General features: G+C 61.6%; 17 protein-coding genes. 14 read left to right on the top strand and 3 right to left on the bottom strand.

Annotated elements, in window-relative coordinates; genetic code table 11:
* The first annotated feature begins 196 nt into the window (after positions 1-196).
* Together argF and BLR26_RS09275 are read left to right on the top strand one after the other, a co-directional pair.
* Positions 197-1,117 (top strand): ornithine carbamoyltransferase, encoded by a 921-nt coding sequence (argF, locus tag BLR26_RS09280; protein ID WP_045197728.1) that lies wholly within the window; start codon positions 197-199, stop codon positions 1,115-1,117.
* Positions 1,114-2,223 carry an ABC transporter ATP-binding protein gene (locus BLR26_RS09275; RefSeq protein ID WP_045197726.1) on the top strand — a complete coding sequence of 370 codons (1,110 nt, stop codon included), beginning with the start codon at positions 1,114-1,116 and terminating at the stop codon, positions 2,221-2,223. The genes argF and BLR26_RS09275 overlap by 4 nt, the downstream gene beginning before the upstream one ends.
* 81 nt (positions 2,224-2,304) lie before the next feature.
* On the opposite strand, the gene BLR26_RS09270 is transcribed toward BLR26_RS09275, so the two are convergent.
* A complete protein-coding gene (locus BLR26_RS09270) occupies positions 2,305-3,087 on the bottom strand; it encodes a PhzF family phenazine biosynthesis protein (RefSeq protein WP_093380128.1) in 783 nt (260 codons plus the stop codon).
* A 93-nt stretch (positions 3,088-3,180) separates the two neighbouring features.
* Positions 3,181-3,651, bottom strand: a complete 471-nt coding sequence (gene ybaK / locus BLR26_RS09265) for a Cys-tRNA(Pro) deacylase (RefSeq protein ID WP_093380125.1) — start codon at positions 3,649-3,651, stop codon at positions 3,181-3,183.
* A gap of 283 nt (positions 3,652-3,934) precedes the next feature.
* Here ybaK and BLR26_RS09260 point away from each other — a divergent pair, with 283 nt between their 5' ends.
* The 11 genes from BLR26_RS09260 (at position 3,935) to BLR26_RS09210 (ending at position 16,075) form a co-directional block, all read left to right on the top strand.
* The gene (locus BLR26_RS09260) at positions 3,935-4,786 is read left to right on the top strand and encodes an MIP/aquaporin family protein (RefSeq protein WP_045197720.1); all 852 of its coding nucleotides are present in this window, start codon (positions 3,935-3,937) and stop codon (positions 4,784-4,786) included.
* 67 nt (positions 4,787-4,853) lie between these two features.
* Positions 4,854-6,353 (top strand): glycerol kinase GlpK, encoded by a 1,500-nt coding sequence (gene glpK / locus BLR26_RS09255; RefSeq protein WP_093380122.1) that lies wholly within the window; start codon positions 4,854-4,856, stop codon positions 6,351-6,353.
* 126 nt (positions 6,354-6,479) lie between these two features.
* On the top strand, positions 6,480-7,235 hold the full coding sequence (locus tag BLR26_RS09250; protein WP_045197716.1) for a DeoR/GlpR family transcriptional regulator: 756 nt from the start codon (positions 6,480-6,482) through the stop codon (positions 7,233-7,235).
* A gap of 183 nt (positions 7,236-7,418) precedes the next feature.
* A complete protein-coding gene (gene glpD, locus BLR26_RS09245; protein WP_093380119.1) occupies positions 7,419-8,957 on the top strand; it encodes a glycerol-3-phosphate dehydrogenase in 1,539 nt (512 codons plus the stop codon).
* Positions 8,958-9,244: 287 nt separating this feature from the next.
* Complete coding sequence (locus BLR26_RS09240) at positions 9,245-10,177, top strand: glutamate/aspartate ABC transporter substrate-binding protein (RefSeq protein ID WP_093380116.1); 933 nt, start codon at positions 9,245-9,247, stop codon at positions 10,175-10,177.
* Between the two features lie 100 nt (positions 10,178-10,277).
* The gene (locus tag BLR26_RS09235) at positions 10,278-11,024 is read left to right on the top strand and encodes an amino acid ABC transporter permease (RefSeq protein ID WP_045197710.1); all 747 of its coding nucleotides are present in this window, start codon (positions 10,278-10,280) and stop codon (positions 11,022-11,024) included.
* Entirely contained in the window at positions 11,021-11,689 is a 669-nt protein-coding gene (locus BLR26_RS09230; RefSeq protein ID WP_176794325.1) for an amino acid ABC transporter permease, read from the top strand. Before BLR26_RS09235 ends, BLR26_RS09230 begins: the two co-directional genes overlap by 4 nt.
* The gene (locus BLR26_RS09225) at positions 11,686-12,420 is read left to right on the top strand and encodes an amino acid ABC transporter ATP-binding protein (protein WP_045197706.1); all 735 of its coding nucleotides are present in this window, start codon (positions 11,686-11,688) and stop codon (positions 12,418-12,420) included. Before BLR26_RS09230 ends, BLR26_RS09225 begins: the two co-directional genes overlap by 4 nt.
* Before the next feature lie 65 nt (positions 12,421-12,485).
* Complete coding sequence (locus BLR26_RS09220) at positions 12,486-14,393, top strand: two-component sensor histidine kinase AauS (protein WP_093380110.1); 1,908 nt, start codon at positions 12,486-12,488, stop codon at positions 14,391-14,393.
* The gene (locus tag BLR26_RS09215; protein WP_093380107.1) at positions 14,390-15,715 is read left to right on the top strand and encodes a two-component response regulator AauR; all 1,326 of its coding nucleotides are present in this window, start codon (positions 14,390-14,392) and stop codon (positions 15,713-15,715) included. The genes BLR26_RS09220 and BLR26_RS09215 overlap by 4 nt, the downstream gene beginning before the upstream one ends.
* A gap of 33 nt (positions 15,716-15,748) precedes the next feature.
* Positions 15,749-16,075 (top strand): GlpM family protein, encoded by a 327-nt coding sequence (locus BLR26_RS09210; RefSeq protein WP_176794324.1) that lies wholly within the window; start codon positions 15,749-15,751, stop codon positions 16,073-16,075.
* 22 nt (positions 16,076-16,097) lie between these two features.
* Here the strand turns inward: BLR26_RS09210 and BLR26_RS09205 are convergent, their stop codons facing one another.
* Positions 16,098-17,090 carry an alpha/beta fold hydrolase gene (locus BLR26_RS09205; protein WP_093380104.1) on the bottom strand — a complete coding sequence of 331 codons (993 nt, stop codon included), beginning with the start codon at positions 17,088-17,090 and terminating at the stop codon, positions 16,098-16,100.
* Positions 17,091-17,291: 201 nt separating this feature from the next.
* On the opposite strand from BLR26_RS09205, the gene BLR26_RS09200 reads away from it, so the two are divergent.
* The gene (locus BLR26_RS09200; protein WP_143013264.1) at positions 17,292-22,703 is read left to right on the top strand and encodes a dermonecrotic toxin domain-containing protein; all 5,412 of its coding nucleotides are present in this window, start codon (positions 17,292-17,294) and stop codon (positions 22,701-22,703) included.
* The last annotated feature ends 3 nt before the right edge of the window (positions 22,704-22,706 follow it).

The following is a 22,706-nucleotide window of genomic DNA, read 5'->3' as shown; positions in this document are numbered from 1 at the left end:
GCTTCAGCCCAATGGGTTACGACACTGCCTGAAACATCGGCGACGAAACCCCCTCTTGGTATGACGCGACATTTAATTATAGTATTGCGTCTTCCCCTAATTCGTCGCCCCGTGCGGCTTTCGCCGCAGGTCACTTCCGTTGTTAAAAAAAACCGGTATGGCTGATCTGCGGTCTGTTGCAAAAAGGTAGTCAAACATGAGCGCTAGGCACTTTCTCTCCCTGATGGATTTCACACCCGAAGAACTGCTCAGTGTGATCCGTCGAGGTATCGAGCTGAAGGACCTGCGTAACCGCGGCGTACTGTTCGAACCGCTGAAAAATCGCGTGCTGGGGATGATCTTCGAGAAGTCCTCGACCCGCACCCGCCTGTCGTTCGAAGCCGGCATGATCCAGCTCGGCGGCCAGGCCATCTTCCTCTCGCCACGGGACACCCAGCTGGGCCGCGGCGAGCCGATCGGCGATTGCGCCATCGTCATGTCGCGCATGCTCGATGCGGTGATGATCCGCACCTTTGCCCACAGCACCCTGACCGAATTCGCCGCCAATTCGCGCGTACCGGTGATCAACGGCCTGTCCGACGATCTGCACCCGTGCCAGCTGCTGGCCGACATGCAGACCTTCCTCGAGCACCGCGGCGCCATCCAGGGCAAGACCGTGGCCTGGATCGGCGACGGCAACAACATGTGCAACAGCTATATAGAAGCGGCCATCCAGTTCGACTTCCAGCTGCGCATCGCCTGCCCGGCCGAATTCGAGCCCAATCCGCAGTTCCTGGCCCAGGCCGGTGACCGCGTGCAAATCTTCCGTGAACCCAAAGAAGCCCTGCAGGGCGCCCACCTGGTGAGCACCGATGTCTGGACTTCCATGGGTCAGGAAGAGGAAACTGCACGGCGCCTGGCCTTGTTCGCGCCTTACCAGGTAACCCGCGAACTGCTCGACCTGGCAGCACCCGATGCCCTGTTCATGCACTGCCTGCCCGCCCATCGCGGCGAGGAAATCAGCCTGGACCTGCTCGACGACCCCCGTTCGGTCGCCTGGGACCAGGCCGAAAACCGCTTGCATGCACAGAAGGCGCTTCTCGAATTTCTTGTTGAACCGGCCTATCACCACGCATGAGTCAACCTTTACTGCTTAACCTGCGCGAGCTCGCCTGTGGCTATGGCGAGCAGCGCATCGTCCAGAACCTCAACCTGCACCTGAACGCCGGCGACATCGGTTGTCTGCTGGGCTCCTCCGGCTGCGGCAAGACCACCACCCTGCGCGCCATCGCCGGTTTCGAGCCGGTGCACGAGGGCGAAATCCAGCTGGGTGGCGAAGTCATCTCCAAAGCCGGGTTCACCCTGGCACCGGAGAAACGCCGGATTGGCATGGTGTTCCAGGACTACGCGCTGTTCCCGCACCTGACTGTGGCCGAGAACATCGCCTTCGGCATCGGCAAGCACCCGCAGCAGCGCCAGGTGGTCGACGAGATGCTCGAGCTGGTCAAGCTCGGCGGCCTGGGCAAACGCTACCCGCACGAGCTTTCCGGTGGCCAGCAGCAACGTGTGGCCCTGGCCCGCGCGCTGGCGCCCGAGCCGCAACTGCTGCTGCTCGACGAGCCGTTCTCCAACCTCGATGTCGAGCTGCGCCGACGCCTGAGCCACGAGGTGCGCGACATCCTCAAAAGCCGCGGCACCAGCGCAATCCTGGTCACCCACGACCAGGAAGAAGCCTTTGCCGTCAGCGACCACGTCGGGGTGTTCAAGGAAGGTCGCCTGGAGCAGTGGGACACCCCCTACAACCTCTACCACGAACCACTGACACCGTTCGTAGCCAGCTTCATCGGCCAGGGCTATTTCATTCGTGGCCAGCTGACCAGCCCGGAGTCGGTACGCACCGAGCTCGGCGAGCTGCGCGGCAACCGCGCCTATACCCTGACGCCCGGCAGCGCCGTGGATGTGCTGCTGCGTCCGGACGACATCATTCATGCACCGGACAGCGAGCTCAAAGCGCTGATCGTCGGCAAGAGTTTCCTCGGCGCCTCGACCCTCTACCGCCTGCAACTGCCGACCGGCAGCCAGCTGGAAGCGATTTTCCCGAGCCACAATGACCATCAGGTCGGCAGCGAAGTGGGGATCGAAGTGGCGGCGGATCACCTGGTGGTGTTTGCCGTGCCTGGCAGTGTCGCAGCGCAATTGCCGGTGCCGGAGAACGGCGTTCGTCGGTATAGCTCGGCGGTCTGACAGCGGGGCTGCGTTGCAGCCCATCGCCGGCAAAGCCGGCCCCCACAAGGTCTGCGTTCTACCCTGCGGGCGTAGGCCTTGTCAGTCCAGCGTCAAAACCCCGCTGGCCACACGTCTGGCGTACCCGCCAATCTTCACCCGTTCCCCCTCCAGCCGGCAGAACAATTCGCCGCCGCGACTCGAACACTGGAACGCCCGCAGCTGATTCTTGCCCAGGCGTTGCGCCCAGTACGGGATCAGGCTGCAATGGGTAGAGCCGGTCACCGGATCTTCAGGAATGCCGATACCCGGCGCAAAGTAGCGCGAAACAAAATCGTGTTCGATACCCGGCGCGGTAACGATCACCCCCAGCCCCGGCAATTGCGCCAGTGCCGTCATGTTCGGGGTACAGGCACGCAACACCTGCTCGGATTCGACCCGAACCAGCAGCTCACTGGTTTTCCACACTTCCAGCACCGGGCAGCCCAGTGCTTCGGCCACCGCTACCGCTTCATTCAACGGCTGTGGCTCGACCCGGGGGAAATCCAGTTGCAGGCGCGGACCGTCACGGCTGACGCTCAGCGGACCGGACTTGCTCTGGAACAACAAGCGCTCACCCGGCTCTTTATAGACCTCCCACAGCACATGAGCGCTGGCCAGGGTTGCATGGCCACACAGCGGCACTTCGGTGCTCGGGGTAAACCAGCGGATCTGCCAGCCTTCGGCATGGGGGACGACGAACGCGGTCTCGGCCAGATTGTGTTCGGCGGCAATCTGCTGCATCAGCTCATCGGCGAGCCAGCTGTCGAGGCGATAGACCATGGCCGGGTTGCCAGCGAAAGGACGGTCGCTGAAGGCATCGACCTGATGGAATTCAAGCGGCATGAGGTGAATCTCAGAGTGGCGGGCCGCAGAGCATGCCCGCCAGACAGCCTCGGCCGACAGAGACAGAATCAAGCGATTTTGAGCATACAGATGTCAGTCGCGGCCAATGGCGGCGAATTTACCCTGGGTATGCTCGGCCAGCACTGCCGCAGCTAGCTCGACTTCCAGGCCGCGGCGGCCAGCGCTGACGAAAATTGTTTCAAAGGTTTGAGCGGTTTCATCAATAAAAGTGCGCAGGCGCTTTTTCTGTCCCAAGGGGCTGATCCCGCCCAACAGGTAACCGGTCGAACGCTGCGCCGCCGCCGGATCGGCCATCTCGCACTTCTTCACCCCGGCCGCATGGGCCAGGCCTTTCAGATCCAGACTACCGACTACCGGCACTACCGCTACCAGCAACTCACCCTTTTCGCTGCAGGCGAGCAAGGTCTTGAACACCCGTGCGGGCTCTAGGTTGAGCTTTTCCGCCGCCTCCAGGCCGTAGGACGCAGCCTTGGGGTCATGTTCGTAACTGTGGATGTGGTGTTCGGCGCGAACCTTTTTCAGCAGATCCAGGGCGGGGGTCATGCAGGACTCCAAGCAGAAGGGTGAATGCCATTTCGCCGGTTACTTTAGGGCAAAAGCCCAGGCGCAACCAACGCCCATCAGCGCCACCAATAGTCAGATTGTGAACGGTGGTTCACTTTCGACCTTTGACATAAGCGTTTCTTGTCTATATTTTTTCGATTCTGAATATAGCTATGCCCCGATAAGGTGCATTTCCTGCCGCCGCCCGACCGAAATGGGGATTTCTGTCGGGTTTTTGTCGAGCGCTCACTGCGCCTCACAACAACAAGAACCGAGGTAACGAATGACGACTGCTCTGCGACAACCAACACTTTCAAGCCAGTGCATGGCCGAATTTCTCGGCACCGCACTGCTGATCTTTTTCGGCACTGGCTGCGTTGCTGCGCTCAAGGTTGCGGGTGCCAGCTTCGGCCTGTGGGAAATCAGCATCATCTGGGGCGTCGGCGTGAGCATGGCGATTTACCTCACCGCCGGGGTGTCCGGCGCGCACCTGAACCCGGCCGTGAGCATCGCCCTGTGCCTGTTCGCCGGTTTCGAGAAGCACAAACTACCGTTCTACATCGTTGCCCAGATCGCCGGCGCCTTCTGTGGGGCGGCGTTGGTTTACACGCTGTACAGCAACCTGTTCTTCGATTTCGAACAGGCCCACGCAATGATCCGCGGCAGCCAGGCCAGCCTTGAGCTGGCCTCGGTGTTTTCCACCTACCCGCACCCGGCGCTGTCCACCAGCCAGGCCTTCCTGGTCGAAGTGATCATCACCGCCGTACTGATGGCGGTGATCATGGCCCTGACCGACGACAACAACGGCTTGCCGCGTGGCGCCATGGCACCCCTGCTGATTGGCCTGCTGATTGCCGTGATCGGCAGCGCCATGGGCCCGCTGACCGGCTTTGCGATGAACCCGGCGCGGGACTTCGGGCCCAAGCTGATGACTTTCCTCGCCGGCTGGGGCGAAGTCGCCTTTACTGGCGGTCGTGATATTCCCTATTTCCTGATTCCGATTTTTGCGCCGATCATAGGAGCGAGCCTTGGGGCCGCCCTGTACCGCGGCGTGATCGCCCGCAACCTGCCGGTTGCCGAGAGCGAAAACGCCCAGACCGACGCCAACCCTCAGGGCAAGACCCAGGCATCCTGATGCCTGCGGTGGCGAGCCAGGCTCGCCGCGCCCTGATCTCTACCCCATTTAGTGCAAGGCCAACGACATGACAGACACCCAGAACAAGAACTACATCATTGCCCTGGACCAGGGCACGACCAGTTCGCGGGCCATCATTTTCGACCGTGACGCCAACGTGGTTGGCACCTCGCAGCGCGAATTCGCACAGCATTACCCTCAAGCCGGCTGGGTCGAGCACGACCCGATGGAAATCTTCGCCACCCAGAGCGCGACCATGGTCGAAGCCCTGGCCCAGGCTGGCCTGAGCCATGACCAGGTCGCCGCCATCGGTATCACCAACCAGCGTGAAACCACCGTGGTCTGGGACAAGGAGACCGGCCGCCCGGTGTACAACGCCATCGTCTGGCAATGCCGGCGCAGCACCGAGATCTGCGAGCAGCTCAAGCGTGACGGCCTGCAGGACTACATCCGCGAAACCACCGGCCTGGTCACCGACCCCTACTTCTCCGGCACCAAGCTCAAGTGGATTCTCGACAACGTTGAAGGCGCCCGCGAGCGCGCCGAGCGTGGCGACCTGCTGTTCGGCACCGTCGACAGCTGGCTGATCTGGAAATTCTCCGGCGGCAAAGTGCACGTCACTGACTACACCAACGCCTCGCGCACCATGCTCTTCAACATCCACACCCTGGAGTGGGACGAGAAGATGCTCGAGGTGCTGAACATCCCTCGGCAGATGCTGCCCGAGGTGCGCAGCTCCTCGGAAGTCTACGGCCGCACCAAGAGCGGTATCGCCATTGCCGGTATCGCTGGCGACCAGCAGGCCGCGCTGTTCGGCCAGATGTGCGTGGAGCCCGGCCAGGCCAAGAACACCTACGGCACCGGCTGTTTCCTGCTGATGAACACCGGCGACAAGGCAGTGACCTCCTCCCACGGCCTGCTCACCACCATCGCCTGCGGCCCGCGCGGCGAAGTGGCCTACGCCCTGGAAGGCGCGGTGTTCAACGGCGGCTCCACCGTGCAGTGGTTGCGTGACGAACTGAAGATCGTCAACGATGCCCACGACACCGAGTACTTCGCCAGCAAGGTCAAGGACAGCAACGGCGTATACCTAGTGCCGGCCTTCACCGGCCTCGGCGCACCGTACTGGGACCCGTACGCCCGCGGCGCGCTGTTCGGCCTGACCCGCGGGGTCAAGGTCGATCACATCATCCGCGCGGCGCTGGAGTCGATCGCCTACCAGACCCGCGACGTGCTCGACGCCATGCAGCAGGATTGCGGCCAGCGCCTGAGCGAACTGCGGGTTGACGGCGGCGCTGTCGCCAACAATTTCCTCATGCAGTTCCAGGCCGACATCCTCGGCACTTGTGTCGAGCGCCCGCAAATGCGCGAAACCACCGCCCTCGGCGCCGCCTACCTGGCGGGCCTGGCCTGCGGTTTCTGGAGCGGCCTGGATGAACTGCGCGGCAAGGCGATCATCGAGCGCGAGTTCACTCCGCAACTGGACGAAGTGGCCAAAGAGAAGCTGTATGCCGGCTGGCTGAAGGCCGTGGATCGCACCCGCGACTGGGAACCGCACGAAGAGTAGGCAGTAGACGCAAGCTGTAAGCTACAAGCTGCAAGTGCGTAAGACGCGAATCATCTTGTGGCTTGCAGCTTGTAGCTTGAGCTGTTTTCATGGCGCAATTTGCCCGGCTGCCCCAAAGGACCGCCCATGAATCTGCCCCCTCGCCAACAACAAATCCTCGAACTGGTCCGCGAACGCGGTTATGTCAGTATCGAAGAAATGGCGCAGCTGTTCGTCGTCACCCCGCAAACCATCCGCCGTGATATCAACCAGCTGGCGGAGGTCAACCTGCTGCGCCGCTACCACGGGGGCGCGGCCTACGATTCCAGCATCGAAAATACCGCCTATGCCATGCGCGCCGACCAGATGCGCGATGAAAAGCAGCGCATCGCCGAAGCGATTGCCGCGCAGATTCCCGACCACGCTTCGCTGTTCATCAACATCGGTACCACCACCGAATCCATCGCCCGCGCCCTGCTCAACCACAACCACCTGAAAATCATCACCAACAACCTGCACGTGGCGTCGATCCTCAGTGCCAAGGACGATTTCGAAGTGTTGCTGGCCGGCGGCAACGTGCGCCGTGACGGCGGCGTGGTCGGCCAGGCCAGTGTCGACTTCATCAACCAGTTCAAGGTCGATTTCGCCCTGGTCGGTATCAGCGGCATCGACGAGGACGGCAGCCTGCTGGATTTCGACTACCAGGAAGTGCGTGTCTCCCAGGCGATCATCGCCAATGCCCGCCAGGTGATCCTGGCCGCCGACTCGAGCAAGTTCGGCCGTAATGCCATGGTGCGCCTGGGCTCGATCAGCCTGATCGACTGCCTGGTGACCGACCAGGCGCCGGTCCCCGCCCTCAGCCAATTGCTCAACCAGTACAAGATCCGCCTCGAAGTGGTCTGAGCCGGCGCACGCTGCCACCGCAACGGTGGCAGCTCGAATGTTCGTTATTTTTCATTTATTTGTCATCTGATCAGTATTTTCTATGGGAAGTGACTGGCGAGCCGCATTCTGTTGCGCTAGTATTTTCGAAAATGAACATTAATGTTCAGATTCGATGTCAGAAAGACCTTCAGGAGGCCACCCGTGTCCCAATCCAGCTTGCCATCGCCCGCCCTTGCCGAAATCTATGACCTCGCTGTAATCGGCGGTGGCATCAACGGTGTGGGGATTGCCGCCGATGCAGCCGGACGCGGTCTTTCGGTGTTCCTTTGCGAAAAGGACGACCTGGCCAGCCATACCTCCTCGGCCAGCAGCAAGCTGATCCACGGCGGCCTGCGCTACCTCGAGCATTACGAATTCCGCCTGGTGCGTGAGGCTCTGGCCGAGCGCGAAGTGCTGTTGGCCAAGGCGCCGCACATCGTCAAGCCGATGCGCTTCGTGCTGCCGCACCGCCCACACCTGCGCCCGGCCTGGATGATCCGCGCCGGCCTGTTCCTCTACGACAACCTGGGCAAGCGCAAGCAGCTCGGTGCGTCGCGCAGCCTGCGTTTTGGCCCGGGCAACCCGCTCAAACCGGCGATTACCCGTGGCTTCGAATATGCCGACTGCGCCGTCGATGACGCCCGCCTGGTGGTGCTCAACGCCATGGCCGCCCGCGAAAAAGGCGCCGACATCCGGACCCGCACGCGCTGCATCAGCGCCCGCCGGGTCGATGGGGTGTGGAACGTGCAACTGGAAAACGCCGATGGCAGCCAGCAGTCGATCAAGGCCCGCGCGCTGGTCAATGCCGCAGGCCCTTGGGTGGCCAAGTTCATCGAGGACGACCTCAAGCTCGATGCACCGTACGGCATCCGCCTGATCCAGGGCAGCCACCTGATCGTGCCAAAACTGTACGACGGCGAACATGCCTACATTCTGCAGAACGAAGACCAGCGCATCGTCTTCGCCATTCCGTACCTCGAACGCTTCACCCTGATCGGCACCACCGACCGCGAGTACACCGGCGACCCGGCCAAGGTAGCTATCACCGAGGGCGAGACCGATTACCTGCTGAAAGTGGTCAACGAGCACTTCAACCACCAGCTCAGCCGCGCCGATATCCTCCACACTTATGCCGGTGTTCGCCCACTGTGCAACGACGAATCCGACAATCCGTCGGCCGTCACCCGCGACTACACCCTGGCGCTGTCGGCCAGCACCGGCGAAGCACCGCTGCTATCGGTGTTCGGCGGCAAGCTGACCACCTACCGCAAACTGGCCGAGTCGGCCATGAGCGAACTGGCGCCGTTCTTCACCCAGATGCGCGGCAGCTGGACCGCCACCGCTCCCCTGCCGGGCGGTGAAGACATGAGCACCCCGCAGGCGCTGGTGGATGCCATCCTGGCCCGCTGTGGCTGGTTGCCGGTGGAGATTGCCAAGCGCTGGGCACGCACCTACGGTAGCCGCGTCTGGCGCCTGCTCGAAGGCGTACAGGGCCCGCAAGACCTGGGTGAGGCGATTGGCGGCGGCTTGTTCACCCGCGAGGTGGATTACCTGTGCAGCGAGGAATGGGCGGTGAATGCCGACGACATCCTCTGGCGCCGGAGCAAGCTGGGGCTGTTCACTACCGCCGCCGAACAGCAGGCGTTGCAGGATTACCTGCAGCGCCTGGAACTGAACCGCGCGCGGGTTCAGGCGGCCTGATCGCTGAACATCATCGCGGGGCAAAGCCTCGCGATGAACTCATCCATTCGGATTTCCGAACACTAAACACCACCTCATTCGGCCATCCGGACGAATCCTACCTTCCGCAAACCGTCAAAAAAGATTAATCCCCCGATTTTTCATGGCGTTATGATCGAAATCAGGGCTTGGCACGAGTCATGCTCTACACTCAGTACCCGAATGCGCAAAACGCTTCACTGCAGTGTTCGCTGAACGAAAGAGCCGGCCAACGGCTCCATAAAAAAAACAACGTCGAGGAAATTTTGATGCGTATCGTTCCCCATCTGTTGGGCGCCGCTGTTGCGGCCGCTTTGATCAGCGCGCCAGCCTTCGCTGCCGAACTGACCGGCACCCTGAAAAAGATCAACGACTCGGGCACCATTACCCTGGGGCACCGCGACGCTTCCATTCCGTTCTCCTACATCGCCGACGCTTCGGGCAAACCCGTCGGTTATTCCCATGACATCCAGCTGGCAATCGTCGAGGCCCTGAAAAAGGACCTGAACAAGCCGGACCTGAAGGTCAAATACAACCTCGTCACCTCCCAGACCCGTATCCCGCTGGTCCAGAACGGCACCGTTGACGTCGAGTGCGGCTCGACCACCAACAACGTCGAGCGCCAGCAGCAGGTCGACTTCTCGGTCGGTATCTTCGAGGTGGGCACCCGCCTGCTGACCAAAGCAGAAGACGGCAAGCCGGAAAACGCCAAGTACAAAGACTTCGCGGACCTGGCCGGCAAGAACGTGGTTACCACCGCCGGTACCACTTCCGAGCGCATCCTCAAGGCCATGAACGCCGACAAGCAGATGAAGATGAACGTCATCTCGGCCAAAGATCATGGCGAGTCGTTCCAGATGCTTGAATCCGGCCGTGCCGTGGCTTTCATGATGGACGACGCACTGCTCGCCGGTGAAATGGCCAAGGCCAAGAACCCGAAGGGCTGGGCAATTGTCGGCACCCCGCAGTCCTATGAAATCTACGGCTGCATGGTCCGCAAGGACGATCCTGCGTTCAAGAAAGCCGTCGACGATGCCATCGTCGCCCTCTACAAGTCGGGCGAGATCAACAAGATCTACGACAAGTGGTTCAACCAGCCAGTGCCACCTAAAGGCCTGAACCTGCAGTTCCCGATGAGCGACGAACTCAAGAAGCTGATCGCCGAACCAACCGACAAAGCTGCAGACGAAAAGAAGTCCTGATCCCCAGCTAGTTAGTGTCTAACCTTTCATCCGAGGGTGCCTCGCGCACCCCCGGATGCTCGAAGGTGCCCGTGAAAAACTGATCTGAGGGGAGATCCCGATGAATTACAACTGGGACTGGGGCGTATTCTTCAAGTCCACTGGCGTGGGCAGCGAAACCTATCTGGACTGGTACATCACCGGCCTGGGCTGGACCATCGCCATTGCCATTGCCGCCTGGATCATTGCCTTGCTGCTGGGTTCGATACTCGGCGTCATGCGTACCGTGCCAAACCGTCTGGTGTCGGGCATTGCCACCGCCTACGTGGAACTCTTTCGTAACGTACCGCTGCTGGTGCAGCTGTTCATCTGGTACTTCCTGGTGCCCGACCTGCTGCCAGAGAACCTGCAGGAGTGGTACAAGCAGGACCTCAACCCGACCACCTCGGCGTTGATCAGCGTGATCGTCTGCCTGGGCCTGTTCACTGCCGCGCGTGTTTGCGAGCAGGTGCGTACCGGCATTCAGGCGCTGCCCCGCGGCCAGGAAGCCGCCGCCCGCGCCATGGGCTTCAGCCTGCCGCAGGTGTACTGGAACGTGCTGCTGCCGCAAGCCTACCGGATCATCATTCCGCCGCTGACCTCGGAATTTCTGAACGTGTTCAAGAACTCCTCGGTGGCCTCGCTGATCGGCCTGATGGAGCTGCTGGCGCAAACCAAACAGACCGCCGAGTTCTCGGCCAACCTGTTTGAAGCCTTCACCCTGGCGACCCTGATCTACTTCACCCTGAACATGGGCCTGATGTTGCTGATGCGCCTGGTCGAGAAGAAAGTCGCCGTGCCCGGCCTGATCTCCGTGGGGGGTAAATAATGGACTTCAGTGGAATCATTCCTGCCCTGCCGGGCCTGTGGAACGGCATGCTCATGACCCTGCAGCTGATGGTCATGGGCGTTGTCGGCGGTATCGTACTGGGCACCATCCTGGCCCTGATGCGCCTGTCGTCGAACAAGCTGCTGTCGAACGTGGCCGGCGCCTACGTCAACTACTTTCGCTCCATCCCGCTGCTGCTGGTGATCACCTGGTTCTACCTGGCGGTACCGTTCGTGCTGCGCTGGATCACTGGCGAAGACACCCCGATCGGGGCGTTCACCTCCTGCGTCGTGGCGTTCATGATGTTCGAAGCGGCGTATTTCTGTGAAATCGTCCGCGCCGGCGTGCAGTCGATCGCCAAGGGCCAGATGGGCGCCGCCCAAGCCCTGGGTATGACCTACGGCCAGACCATGCGCTTGATCATCCTGCCCCAGGCGTTTCGCAAGATGACCCCGCTGCTGCTGCAGCAGAGCATCATCCTGTTCCAGGACACCTCGCTGGTCTACACCGTCGGCCTGGTCGACTTCCTCAACTCGGCACGGGCCAGTGGCGACATCATCGGGCGCTCCAACGAGTTCCTGGTGTTTGCCGGCGCCGTGTACTTCGTCATCAGCTTCTCCGCTTCCTTCCTGGTCAAGCGTCTGCAGAAAAGGATAACCGTATGATCTCCATCAAGAACGTCAACAAGTGGTACGGGGACTTCCAGGTTCTGACCGACTGCAACACCGAGGTCAAGAAAGGCGAGGTGGTTGTCGTCTGCGGTCCGTCGGGCTCGGGCAAATCGACCCTGATCAAGTGCGTCAACGCCCTGGAACCCTTCCAGAAGGGTGACATCGTGGTCGACGGCACCTCGATCGCCGACCCCAAGACCAACCTGCCCAAGCTGCGTTCGCGGGTCGGCATGGTGTTCCAGCACTTCGAGCTGTTCCCGCACCTGACCATCACCGAAAACCTGACCATCGCGCAGATCAAGGTGCTCGGCCGCAGCAAGGAAGAAGCCACCAAGAAGGGCCTGCAACTGCTTGAGCGGGTCGGCCTCTCGGCGCATGCCCACAAGCACCCGGGCCAGCTCTCCGGTGGTCAGCAACAGCGCGTGGCGATTGCCCGCGCCCTGGCCATGGACCCGATCGTCATGCTGTTCGACGAACCGACCTCGGCACTGGACCCGGAAATGGTCAGCGAAGTACTCGACGTCATGGTCCAGCTGGCCAACGAAGGCATGACCATGATGTGCGTGACCCATGAAATGGGCTTTGCCCGCAAGGTCGCCAACCGGGTGATCTTCATGGACAAGGGCAACATCATCGAAGACTGCACCAAGGAAGAGTTCTTTGGTGACCAGAGCGTGCGCGACGAGCGTACCCAGCACTTCCTCAGCAAGATCCTGCAACACTGAGGTGATCATCACGCTCTGTCCGGTGTACGCCGGCAGAGCGTGCTGGCCGTACCAAGGCTACTGTGATGAAATGCGACCCTACGCTCTTTCGCCCTGCCAAGCCTGCCCTTGCCGTGAAACCCCGTCTGATTCGCCAGCTGCTGTTACCGCCACTGATCATCCTGCTGATGATCGGCCTCGGCGTGGCCGGCTTCATGATCAGCGAACACAACGGCATCCGCACCTTGAGCGAAAACGGCGAGCGACAGCTCGAGCTGCACGCGCGCGCGGTCGAGAGCGAGATCAGCAAGTACACCTACCTGCCAAGCCTGCTGGAGCTTGAAAACAGCGTTTCCAGCCTGCTCACCGAAGCCGATGGCGAACACCGCCAGGCGGTCAACGAATACCTTGAAGGCCTGAACCGCCGCAGTCGCAGCCGGGCGATCTTCGTCCTCGACACCAGCGGCCGGGTCCAGGCCACCAGCAACTGGCGCGATGTCGATAGCTTCCTCGGCGAAGACCTGTCGTTCCGCGCCTATTTCCAGGACGCCGTGCGCGGCCAGCCGGGGCGCTTTTATGGCATCGGCAGCACCACCGGGGAGCCGGGTTATTTCCTCGCCCACGGCCTGGAAGAACACGGCAAGATCATCGGCGTGGCGGTGATCAAGGTGCGCCTTGAGGCCATGGAAGAGCGCTGGCAACGGGCTCGCCTGGAGGCGTTCGTCAGCGACGAGAACGGCATCATCATCCTTTCCAGCGACCCGGCACGGCGGCTCAAGTCGGTGCGCCCGCTGACCCCGGAAATCAAGGAACGCCTGGCGCGCAGCCTGCAGTACTACTGGTGGCCGCTGAATGAACTGGAGCCGCTGTCGCGGGAGAAAATCGCCGACGGCGTCGAGAAGCTGAGCTTCCCGGCCAATGCCGAACTCGGCGATGGCCGCCGCGAAGTGGCGTACCTGGCGCAAACCCGGCGCCTGAGCGACACCCCCTGGCACTTCACCCTGCTCACGCCGCTGCAGGATCTGCGCCGCGAATCCATGGTCCAGGGCATCCTGGTCGGCGTCGCCTTTGCCCTGCTGGCGATCCTGCTGATTGCCTGGAACGAACGGCGCAAGGTGATCGCCACGCGCCTGGCCGCCCGTGAAGCGCTGGAAGAAGCCAACAGCCAGCTGGAGCGCAAGATCGCCGAACGCACCGCCGACCTGCGCGCCAGCAATGAACGCCTCAAGGGCCAGATCCGCGAACGCCGGCATGCCGAGCAGACCCTGCGCCACGCCCAGGACGAGTTGGTCCAGGCCGGCAAGCTGGCCGCCATCGGCCAGATGTCGACCAGCATCGCCCACGAACTGAACCAGCCGCTGGCGGCCCTGCGCACTTTGTCGGGCAACAGCGTGCGCTTCCTCGAACGCGGCGCGCTGGAAACCGTCAGCACCAACCTGCGCACCATGAACGACCTGATTGACCGCATGGGCCGCATCACCGCCAGCCTGCGCTCCTTCGCCCGCCGTGGCGAAGACAGCGGCAAGGCCTCGCTGGGCAAGGCCGTCGAGGCCAGCCTGCAAGTGCTGGGCAACCGCATCGCCGGCTGTCACCTGCAGTTGCACAGCAACTACGAAGACCAGAAGCTGGCCATTGACCAGACCCGCCTGGAGCAGATTCTGGTCAACCTGATCGGCAACGCCCTCGATGCCATGGCCGCGCAACCGATGCCGCAGCTGTGGCTGGAAGGCGAGCTGCAGGGCGACAAGTACCGCCTGCGCGTACGCGACAACGGTCACGGTATCGATGACGAAGCACGCAAGCACCTGTTCGAACCGTTTTTCACCACCAAACCGGGAGAGCACGGCCTGGGCCTGGGCCTGACCCTGTCTGCCAGCCTCGCCGCCGCCGCCAAGGGCAGCCTCAGCGTCGAACACCCCGCCAGCGGCGGTACTGCGTTCGTGCTCGGCCTGCCGCTGGTCAATGCCCCCACAGAATCAGCCGAGTCCCTATGAACCAAGCGCCCCTAACTGTCCTGATCGTCGAAGACGACCCGCATGTGCTGCTCGGCTGCCAGCAGGCGCTGGCCCTGGAAGACATTGCCTGCGAAGGCGTTGGCAGCGCCGAAGAGGCCCTGCAGCGCATCGGCGATGACTTTGCCGGCATCGTTGTCAGCGACATCCGCCTGCCCGGCATCGATGGCCTGGAACTGCTCAGCCGCCTCAAGGCCCGCGACCGCAGCCTGCCGGTGGTGCTGATCACCGGCCACGGCGATATCGACATGGCGGTCGGCGCCATGCGCAACGGCGCCTACGACTTCATGGAAAAACCCTTCGCCCCGGAGCGCCTGGTCGAAGTGGTGCGCCGTGCCCTGGAGCAGCGCGGGCTGTCCCGCGAAGTGTTTGCCCTGCGCCGGCAACTGGCCGGGCAGAGTACCCTTGAAGGGCGAATCATCGGCCGCTCGCCGGCCATGCAGAACCTGCGTGAACTGATCGCCAACGTCGCCGATACCTCGGCCAACGTGTTGATCGAGGGCGAGACCGGCACCGGCAAGGAACTGGTCGCCCGTTGCCTGCATGATTTCAGCCGCCGCCAGGGCGCGCCGTTCGTGGCCCTGAACTGCGGCGGCCTGCCGGAGAACCTGTTCGAAAGCGAGATTTTCGGCCACGAAGCCAACGCCTTTACCGGCGCCGGCAAGCGCCGGATCGGCAAGATCGAGCACGCCAACGGTGGCACGCTGTTCCTCGACGAAGTCGAAAGCATGCCGCTGAACCTGCAGATCAAGCTGCTGCGCGTGCTGCAGGAGCGCACCCTGGAACGCCTGGGCTCGAACCAGAGCATCGCCGTCGATTGCCGGGTGATCGCCGCGACCAAGTCCGACCTCGACGCCCTGGGCCAGAGCGGGCAGTTCCGCAGCGACCTGTATTACCGCCTGAACGTGGTGACCCTGGAACTGCCGCCGCTGCGCGAACGCCGCGAAGACATCCTGCAGTTGTTCGAACACTTCCTGCAGCAGTCGTCATTGCGCTTCGACCGGGAAGTCCCGCAACTGGACAGCCAGACCCTGTCGCGGCTGATGGCCCACGACTGGCCAGGCAACGTGCGCGAACTGCGCAACGTCGCCGAGCGCTATGCCCTGGGTTTGCCGGCATTCAAAAAGGCCGGTGCCAGCGCCAACCAGGGCCTGGGCTTTGCCGAAGCGGTCGAGGCCTTCGAACGCAACCTGCTCGGCGATGCCCTGCAACGTACCGGCGGCAACCTCAGCCAGGCCAGCCAGGAGCTGGGCATGGCCAAGACCACGCTGTTCGACAAAGTGAAAAAGTATGGCCTGGGCTGACCGGCCGCAGAAACGGAACAAAACGTGGACCTGATCCTCAAAGCCTGCCTGGGTGCGGCCGTGGTGGTGATCCTTGCCGCCCTGGCCAAGACCCGCAACTACTACATAGCCGGCCTGGTGCCGTTGTTCCCGACCTTCGCCCTGATCGCCCACTACATCGTCGGCAAGGGGCGTTCACTGGAGGACCTGAAGACCACCATCCTGTTCAGTGCGTGGTCGATCATCCCCTACTTCGTTTACCTGGCGACGCTGTACCTGCTGGTCGAGCGCCTGCGCCTGGAAACTTCGCTGGCCCTGGCGACCCTGGCCTGGCTGGTGGCGGCGACGGTGCTGGTGAGTGTCTGGGTCAGGTTGCATTGACCTGTTCAGGGCAGCAGCAGTATCAATACACCGCCACATGGGTATCGGCCAGGCGCTGCGTGTTCAGATACGGCAACACCGCACCCAGCAACGGCCCTTTGAACTGCTCCTGAAAGCGATGCGCCAGGCCTGGAATCAGGCGTAGCTGGCTGCCCTTGATGTGCGCGGCCAGGTGTACGCCATGCATCACCGGCAGCAGCGGGTCGGCGGTGCCATGCACCACCAGGGTCGGCAGGCGCAGGTTGTTGAGCAGCTCAACCCGGCTCTGTTCGGCGAGGATCGCCATGATCTGGCGCTTGACCCCTTCGGGGTTGAAGGCGCGGTCGTAGGCTATCGCGGCCTGCTCAAGCAGCGCCTGACGATCATCCTTGACCTCGGGGCTGCCTAAGGCGGCCAGCAAGTCGGCCTGCTGTTCAAGCGCCACCTCGCGATTCGGCGCACCGCGCCTGGCCAGCAACTGCACCAGCGCCGGGCTTGGTGCCGGCAGGCCCTGGGCACCGGAACTGGACATGATCAGGGTCAGGCTCTCGACCCGCTGCGGTGCCAGCGCCGCCAGATGCTGGGCGATCATGCCGCCCATGCTCACGCCCAGGACATGAAAGCGCTCGACCTGCAGGGCATCCATCAACCCCAGGCCGTCTTCGGCCATGTCGCTCAGGGTGTAAGGCGCGGCCACCGGCAAACCCAGCTTGTAGCGCAGTACTTCGAAGGTCAGGTTGGCGTCGTCTGGCGCCTGGTTCCAGCTGGACAGGCCGACATCGCGGTTATCGTAGCGGATCACCCGAAAGCCCTGCTGACACAGGGCCACCACCACTTCATCGGGCCAGTGGATCAGTTGCCCGCCCAGGCCCATGACCAGCAGCAAGACCGGGTCCGAATCACGCCCGATGCTCTGGTAAGCCAGGCTGACCTGCGCCAGCTCGACCCGTTCAGTGGGCACGTTGACGTCGCAACGCGCCGCTGCAAAAGAAGGAATGGCGCACATCAGCGCCAGAAAAAAAACCAAAGCCCGCATGAGCGAAACACCAGAATGCAAATCCCCAGTAGAGCGCGAGTCTGATGAAATTCGTTCAAGCGCGCTGCCACAGTTGCGTGACAGTTTGATGAATGTCGCCCGACGGTTATCCGCAGTACCTATGTACCGCATCTAGCGGCAACGCCTCGCGCCCAATGTGAACGCCATTTCCGGCCATAACTTCACGTTTGGGATACCGCCATGAGCGATTTGCCAGAAGTCCCCGCCCCTCACTCTCCTGTGGATTTCATTTCAGTCATAAACCACGACACTGCGTTGCTGGCAGATGCCAGCAAACGCTGGAAAGACCACCGCGATACTTTCACCACCTTGCTTGCACAAGCACCCGGCGTTTACCAGACACTACAGGACGTAGTACGCGAACAGCTGGGTGTCGATCCACTGAGCACTGCCCTGCGATTCCGTATCTCCGATGCACACGACAGCGATGTCAGCCTGGTCGCCCTGGCGCTACACACGCGCCAGTATCCCCAGCCGCCCGCTGATCTTGACCAGCACGCCCAGGTGACCGCTCAGGGCCCCGATCATCCGACCTTGCGCCTGACACCCACACAACTGCTCGCCAGGCTTGCGCAACTGGACCTTCCCGCAGCGGTCCGACGCCAGTGGGATCGCTACTGGCAAGCGCGGGCCGCCGATACCGTCGTCAGCCGCCGTACCCATGCCCAGCACCAGTACCTGGATATTTTCAAGGCCAGTTGGGATGTGGCGCTGGCAACCGGCAAATTCGATAGGCAACAGCAGCGCGCGGTCCAAGAGGTGCTCGACAACCCTGAATGGCAAAGCCAGCAAGGTATCGAGATCCAGACCGTCGCGATAGACGGACAGGCAATGCCAGGAGCGCTGCTGTTCAAAATCGAAGACGAACCACAGCTGATGCTGTATCGCCCCGACAGCGGCTTCAGTACCCACGCGTCCCAGGCGGACCTGGAGGCGGCCATTGGCGCCACGGTCTCCAGCGTCAGCTATGAAAGCCACGGCAGCCTTTCAGGCGGTTTCAGCCCGCTGTTCAACAGCCTGCTCAATGAGCGTTTGAGCGCGCTGGACTTCAAGCCCGGCGAAGATATTCGCCAGTTTGGCGAACTTGCGCTGTCGATGGTCCACTGGGTCGATACTCAGCAGCGCAGTTCAAGCATCTTCAGCCTGCCGCCTGCCCTTGAATCAACCGACAGCGAAGACGCCTCGCAGCGTTCGCTCTACGACTTTGGCAGCTTGAACCTCGACATCCCTTATTCCATCCGCCTGCAACAGATCAACACCCAGCGGGCACTGATGGCCAGCATTGCCGAAACCGATCTGCAAGCGCTCAAGGATCATCAGCAAACTCTTGGCGATGCCTGCCAACAAGCGGAACAGGCCATTGAGCAGCAACTGAAGGCCGACACCTGGCACCAGGAGCAATCCCCCGCCGCCAATGCTGCGCTGCTCCAGGCGCATTACCACGGCTTGCGCGCCCACGCGCGCTTTCAGAACCTGCTGGGGCAAATCGATAACGAAGAATTGAGGTGGCTCGAAAGCCTTCTCGATCAACCCGACACCTTCCCGCGCCTGGGCTCCAGTATTGTCGCGGCGCATCCAGTGCTCAACACAACGTCGATGGACAATGGCGTCCAAATCTCTACCAGCACCACCCTCAATGATTGCCTGGTCGTGACCCTGCAGGACGGTGACAACCCGCAGAGCCTGCTGCTGTACTGGCCGGGTGAAGCCGGCGGGCTGCTGCGCTGCGCCAACCAAGCGGAACTGACCCGCTGCTTCGCCATCAACGATCAGAGCGAGCAGTCACTGAGCCTAAGCCCGGTGACCGGCGATGTCCTGGCCGTGGTTCTGGCCCACCATTTAAGCCAGGCCAAGACTGCGCTGACCACCGAGGAGGCGCCCGCGGCGGTGAAAGAAGCACTGACCCGGCGCCTGCAGGTCCCCCGCCACGCCGCGCGCGAGTACGCGTTCAACCTGATCCAGGAACAGGAAACCAGTGCCACGTTGACGGGCGCTCCCCTGAACTGGCTGGACAAGTTGTCGGCCAGCGATCGCGCGATGCTCAAGGCCGGCACCCTCGGCTTCATCGCGGCCATGCACCGGGCCCAGGCCCTGGTCGCCCGCGACCTGCCCCACCGCGAACTGTTCTGCCGCCAGCTCATCAGCCAACGCCTGAAGCAGGACTTCCCTGGCTACGACGACAGCCCCATCACCCTCTACCTGCCAGAGAGCACCTCGTGGGTGCCCATTGTGGTTGACAGCACCAGCCCCCAGGGCATTGCCACCAAGCCGACGCTCAAGGCCAGCAACAAATGGGTCGACCTGACGCTGGATGCCTTGTTGCTGGACAACATCGACGAGGCCATGAAAGAGCGTCTGAGTTTTCTCAAGCTGAAGCTCAACACATCGAATCAGGCGCTTGTTCAACAGCTCAAGGACAGCATCGACAAAACCTACCTGAGCGGCTTGGCCACCGACCTTGACCTGGCCCAGCAATACGAAAACAAGATCACCGAGGCGTATCGGGGCACTCACGAAGGCGCTTTTTCCCGGGCCTATCGGCGTCAATGCCTGGGTGAACCTTTCCGCCAGATGCTCATCATGCATAGCGCCCAGGCCAGGGCCAAGGGCGAGCTGGACGACAGGGGCCAGACGATCTTCAATATCGCCATCGACGCCGACAGCAAAGCGGCCTACCAAGCCGACGGCCATGATATTGAACTGATTTCTGCCCGGCTGACCGCAGGCGGCGAAGACACCGACAGCTACGGCACTACGCTGTCCGGGGTCACCTTCATCAGCGATCAGAACAGCGGCATCACCGTACTCTACCGACCCGAGCATCCCACCCGCCTGGTACGCCAGTACAGCAGCCTGGAAGCGGCCCGTTCCGGGCTGTATGACCTGAGCAAGCAGAGCGGCGAAATCGACTACCTGGCCGGGCGCGCCTTGCTGGGCAACCCGGACGCACACCGATCGCGGATGCGCCAGGCCATCAAACATCGCTTCGACGGCATTATTGGCCTGGGCACGACATGGCCCTCGACCACCTCACTGGCCCAGCACCTACTCGACGCCCAGGGTGGCCGCATTCTCGAAGCCCATCGCGCCACCTCGCGCTCGAACCGCGACCTGTGGCTGGAAAACTTCGCCTACCAGAGCGGCATGATCTTTAACTACATCAAGATGGCGCTGGGCTTCATTCCGGTAATCGGGACCGTCGTCGCCGTCTACGACTTCTTTGAAGCCAGTGCCCGACTGGTCAGCGCATTGCGCCAGGATGAGGTGTACAAGGCGCTGGAGGCGCTGCAACAAGTGCTGCTGGCTTTCGTCGATGCTGCCATCGACCTCGCGCCCGGCCTGCCCCTCAAGGCCCTGAGCGCCCGTCAGCTGACCCGCCAGCGTCAGTTGCAACTGTTGCAAGCAGGCCCGGCGGCGGGCTTTGCGCCCGGCAGCGCCCAACGCCTGTCGCGCTTTGAAGGTTACGAATACCAGACGCCGTTGTCGCTGGCCGGGATCGAGCCGGGGCGCCACGGCAAGTACAAAGGCATCTACCAGCACGCCAAAGGCGACTTCATCCTGGTGGGCGACCGCCCCTGCCAGGTGCAATGGCTGGAGACGGAACACACCTGGCGTCTGCGTGGCACACAGTTCAAGACCTGGCGGAAAAATATCGCGCTGAATGAAAACGGCCAGTGGGACACCCATTTCGCGCTGTATGGCGTGCACCTGCGCGGCGGCGGTGCAGGCGGCGGCCAGGTACTGGGGCATCTGGCGGATGTATTGGCACCGTACTGGCCGGCGGCGATTCGCGAGCGGCTACCGACATCATGGACGGATGTACGTCAGCGCCAATACCAAAGGCTTTTAAACAAGTTAAGGTCAGACGGTGAAGCCTTTCAACTGCAAACACGCAGAGTCAATGACAAACACCGCCAAGGGCTCGCTGTCACAGAACAAGAGCTCGAAAAGGACATCAAGGACGCAATTGCGCTGTACACAACCTACGAAGACTTCCTGGCACTGGCAACCCGCTCCAATGCCCAGGCAACAAAAGATCAAATGAGCGTCACAGCGAAAATGCTGACCAGCCGTTACCACCTCAGATTGAACAACGCCATCACACGCATCGAGTCTATTAATACCGAAATAGCGAACATCGGCCTGGAGGTCAACAGACTGGTCCAGAGAATCCCGCAAACCCTGGCGGCGGACGGAACCGCAGGAGAGGCTTTTTACACCCTTGCCCGTCAAATGGCGCAGAAGAGAAATCAGGCTCTGCCCCTTCGCCGCAACATTCTTGAAGCGCTTGAACTGATGGCACGCCATCTCGACAACATGAGGATCTGGAAACTCAAAATCACCCAGGGCATTGACCGAAGGGACTTTATCAGCGACATCGATCGCGTGACCGATACCCTCACACCCGTGGTGCTCAACGGCCTGCGAATCGACCAGCTCAAAGAGTTGATCAGTAAACCGCTAAGCGGTTTCGACCTAGGCTGGGCCAATCTTCAGATAAAATTGTCAGCACCGCGCAATCGCCTTGACCGGATGCTCTATGCCCTGAGCCAGCTTGCTTCGGTCAGCCATAGCAGAGCGCAACGCAGTGCAATACTCAAACAAGGGGTCGATGAACTTCAAGCCTTCAAGAACAATCTGCGCTACTGGAGCATCAGCGATGATGAGTACTTCGACGCCGCTGTTGTAAAGGTACTAGAGAGTCGCCTCGACGACAGCATCAATTACTACAGCCGCTACTTGAATACACCCACCGAAAATCTTCCAACCGTGCCGAAAAACCAGCCCACAAGCGCTCGGGTGTTTCAGACCACTGACGACCTTTACCTTATTGGTACTCCCACACAACAGCGCAACACCTACACGCTCACGGGTATCAATGGCCGTGACGAAATCTACATTCAAGGCGCCGACGGTAAGTTCATCCTGCAAAACCCCGACACGTCCGCAGGTTCAGCCAGTCAACCGTCGCTTTCACAAAGCCGTTCCGAGGCACGCAAGTTTCTCGACGGATCCTCTGCGTTTCGCAACAAAGTAGATGGTTATGCCACTCAAAATCTGGAACCCGCCAGCCTTGAGGACTTGATGCTCAAACGGGCCGACGACCTGAATGCTGCCGCCAACACAATCGAACGCCTAAGCCCCACCGACGACTTGATCAACGAACTGCGCGAAGCCGCAAGACAGCTGGTGAACGATGGACGTCAACTGCGCGTCCAGCAAATTCTGCAAACCAAACAGCCTAACGGCGGCCACCTTGAGTACTTAGAGAATCAACGGGGTGTGGTGGAGATCGAAAAGGTTGGCGGCCTTGTGGAACTAAGAAAACGCCCCGATGGACGTCCGGACTTTCTGCAGGAGTACGTCATCTATGATCGCACCCAACAACCGCGACGTACCCTCTGGTATGCGCACTTCCATTACAACAAGCAGAAGCCGCGCTTTGCCGAGTTCGACAAAGCCCATTTGAAAATACCGGCCCAGCGCAAACTGGGCACAGAATGGCAAAGCAGCCAGATCGAAGAAGTGCAAATCTGGCGAGGTGACCTGGGCCGGCCATTGGCCGAACGTGTCTTCGCCAACCTCTTCTGAAAC

It is taken from the genome of Pseudomonas sp. UC 17F4, assembly GCF_900101695.1.
Classification (GTDB): Bacteria; Pseudomonadota; Gammaproteobacteria; order Pseudomonadales; family Pseudomonadaceae; genus Aquipseudomonas.
The sequence above is the reverse complement of the archived record's forward strand: the minus strand, read 5'-3'. Positions and strand labels throughout refer to the sequence as shown.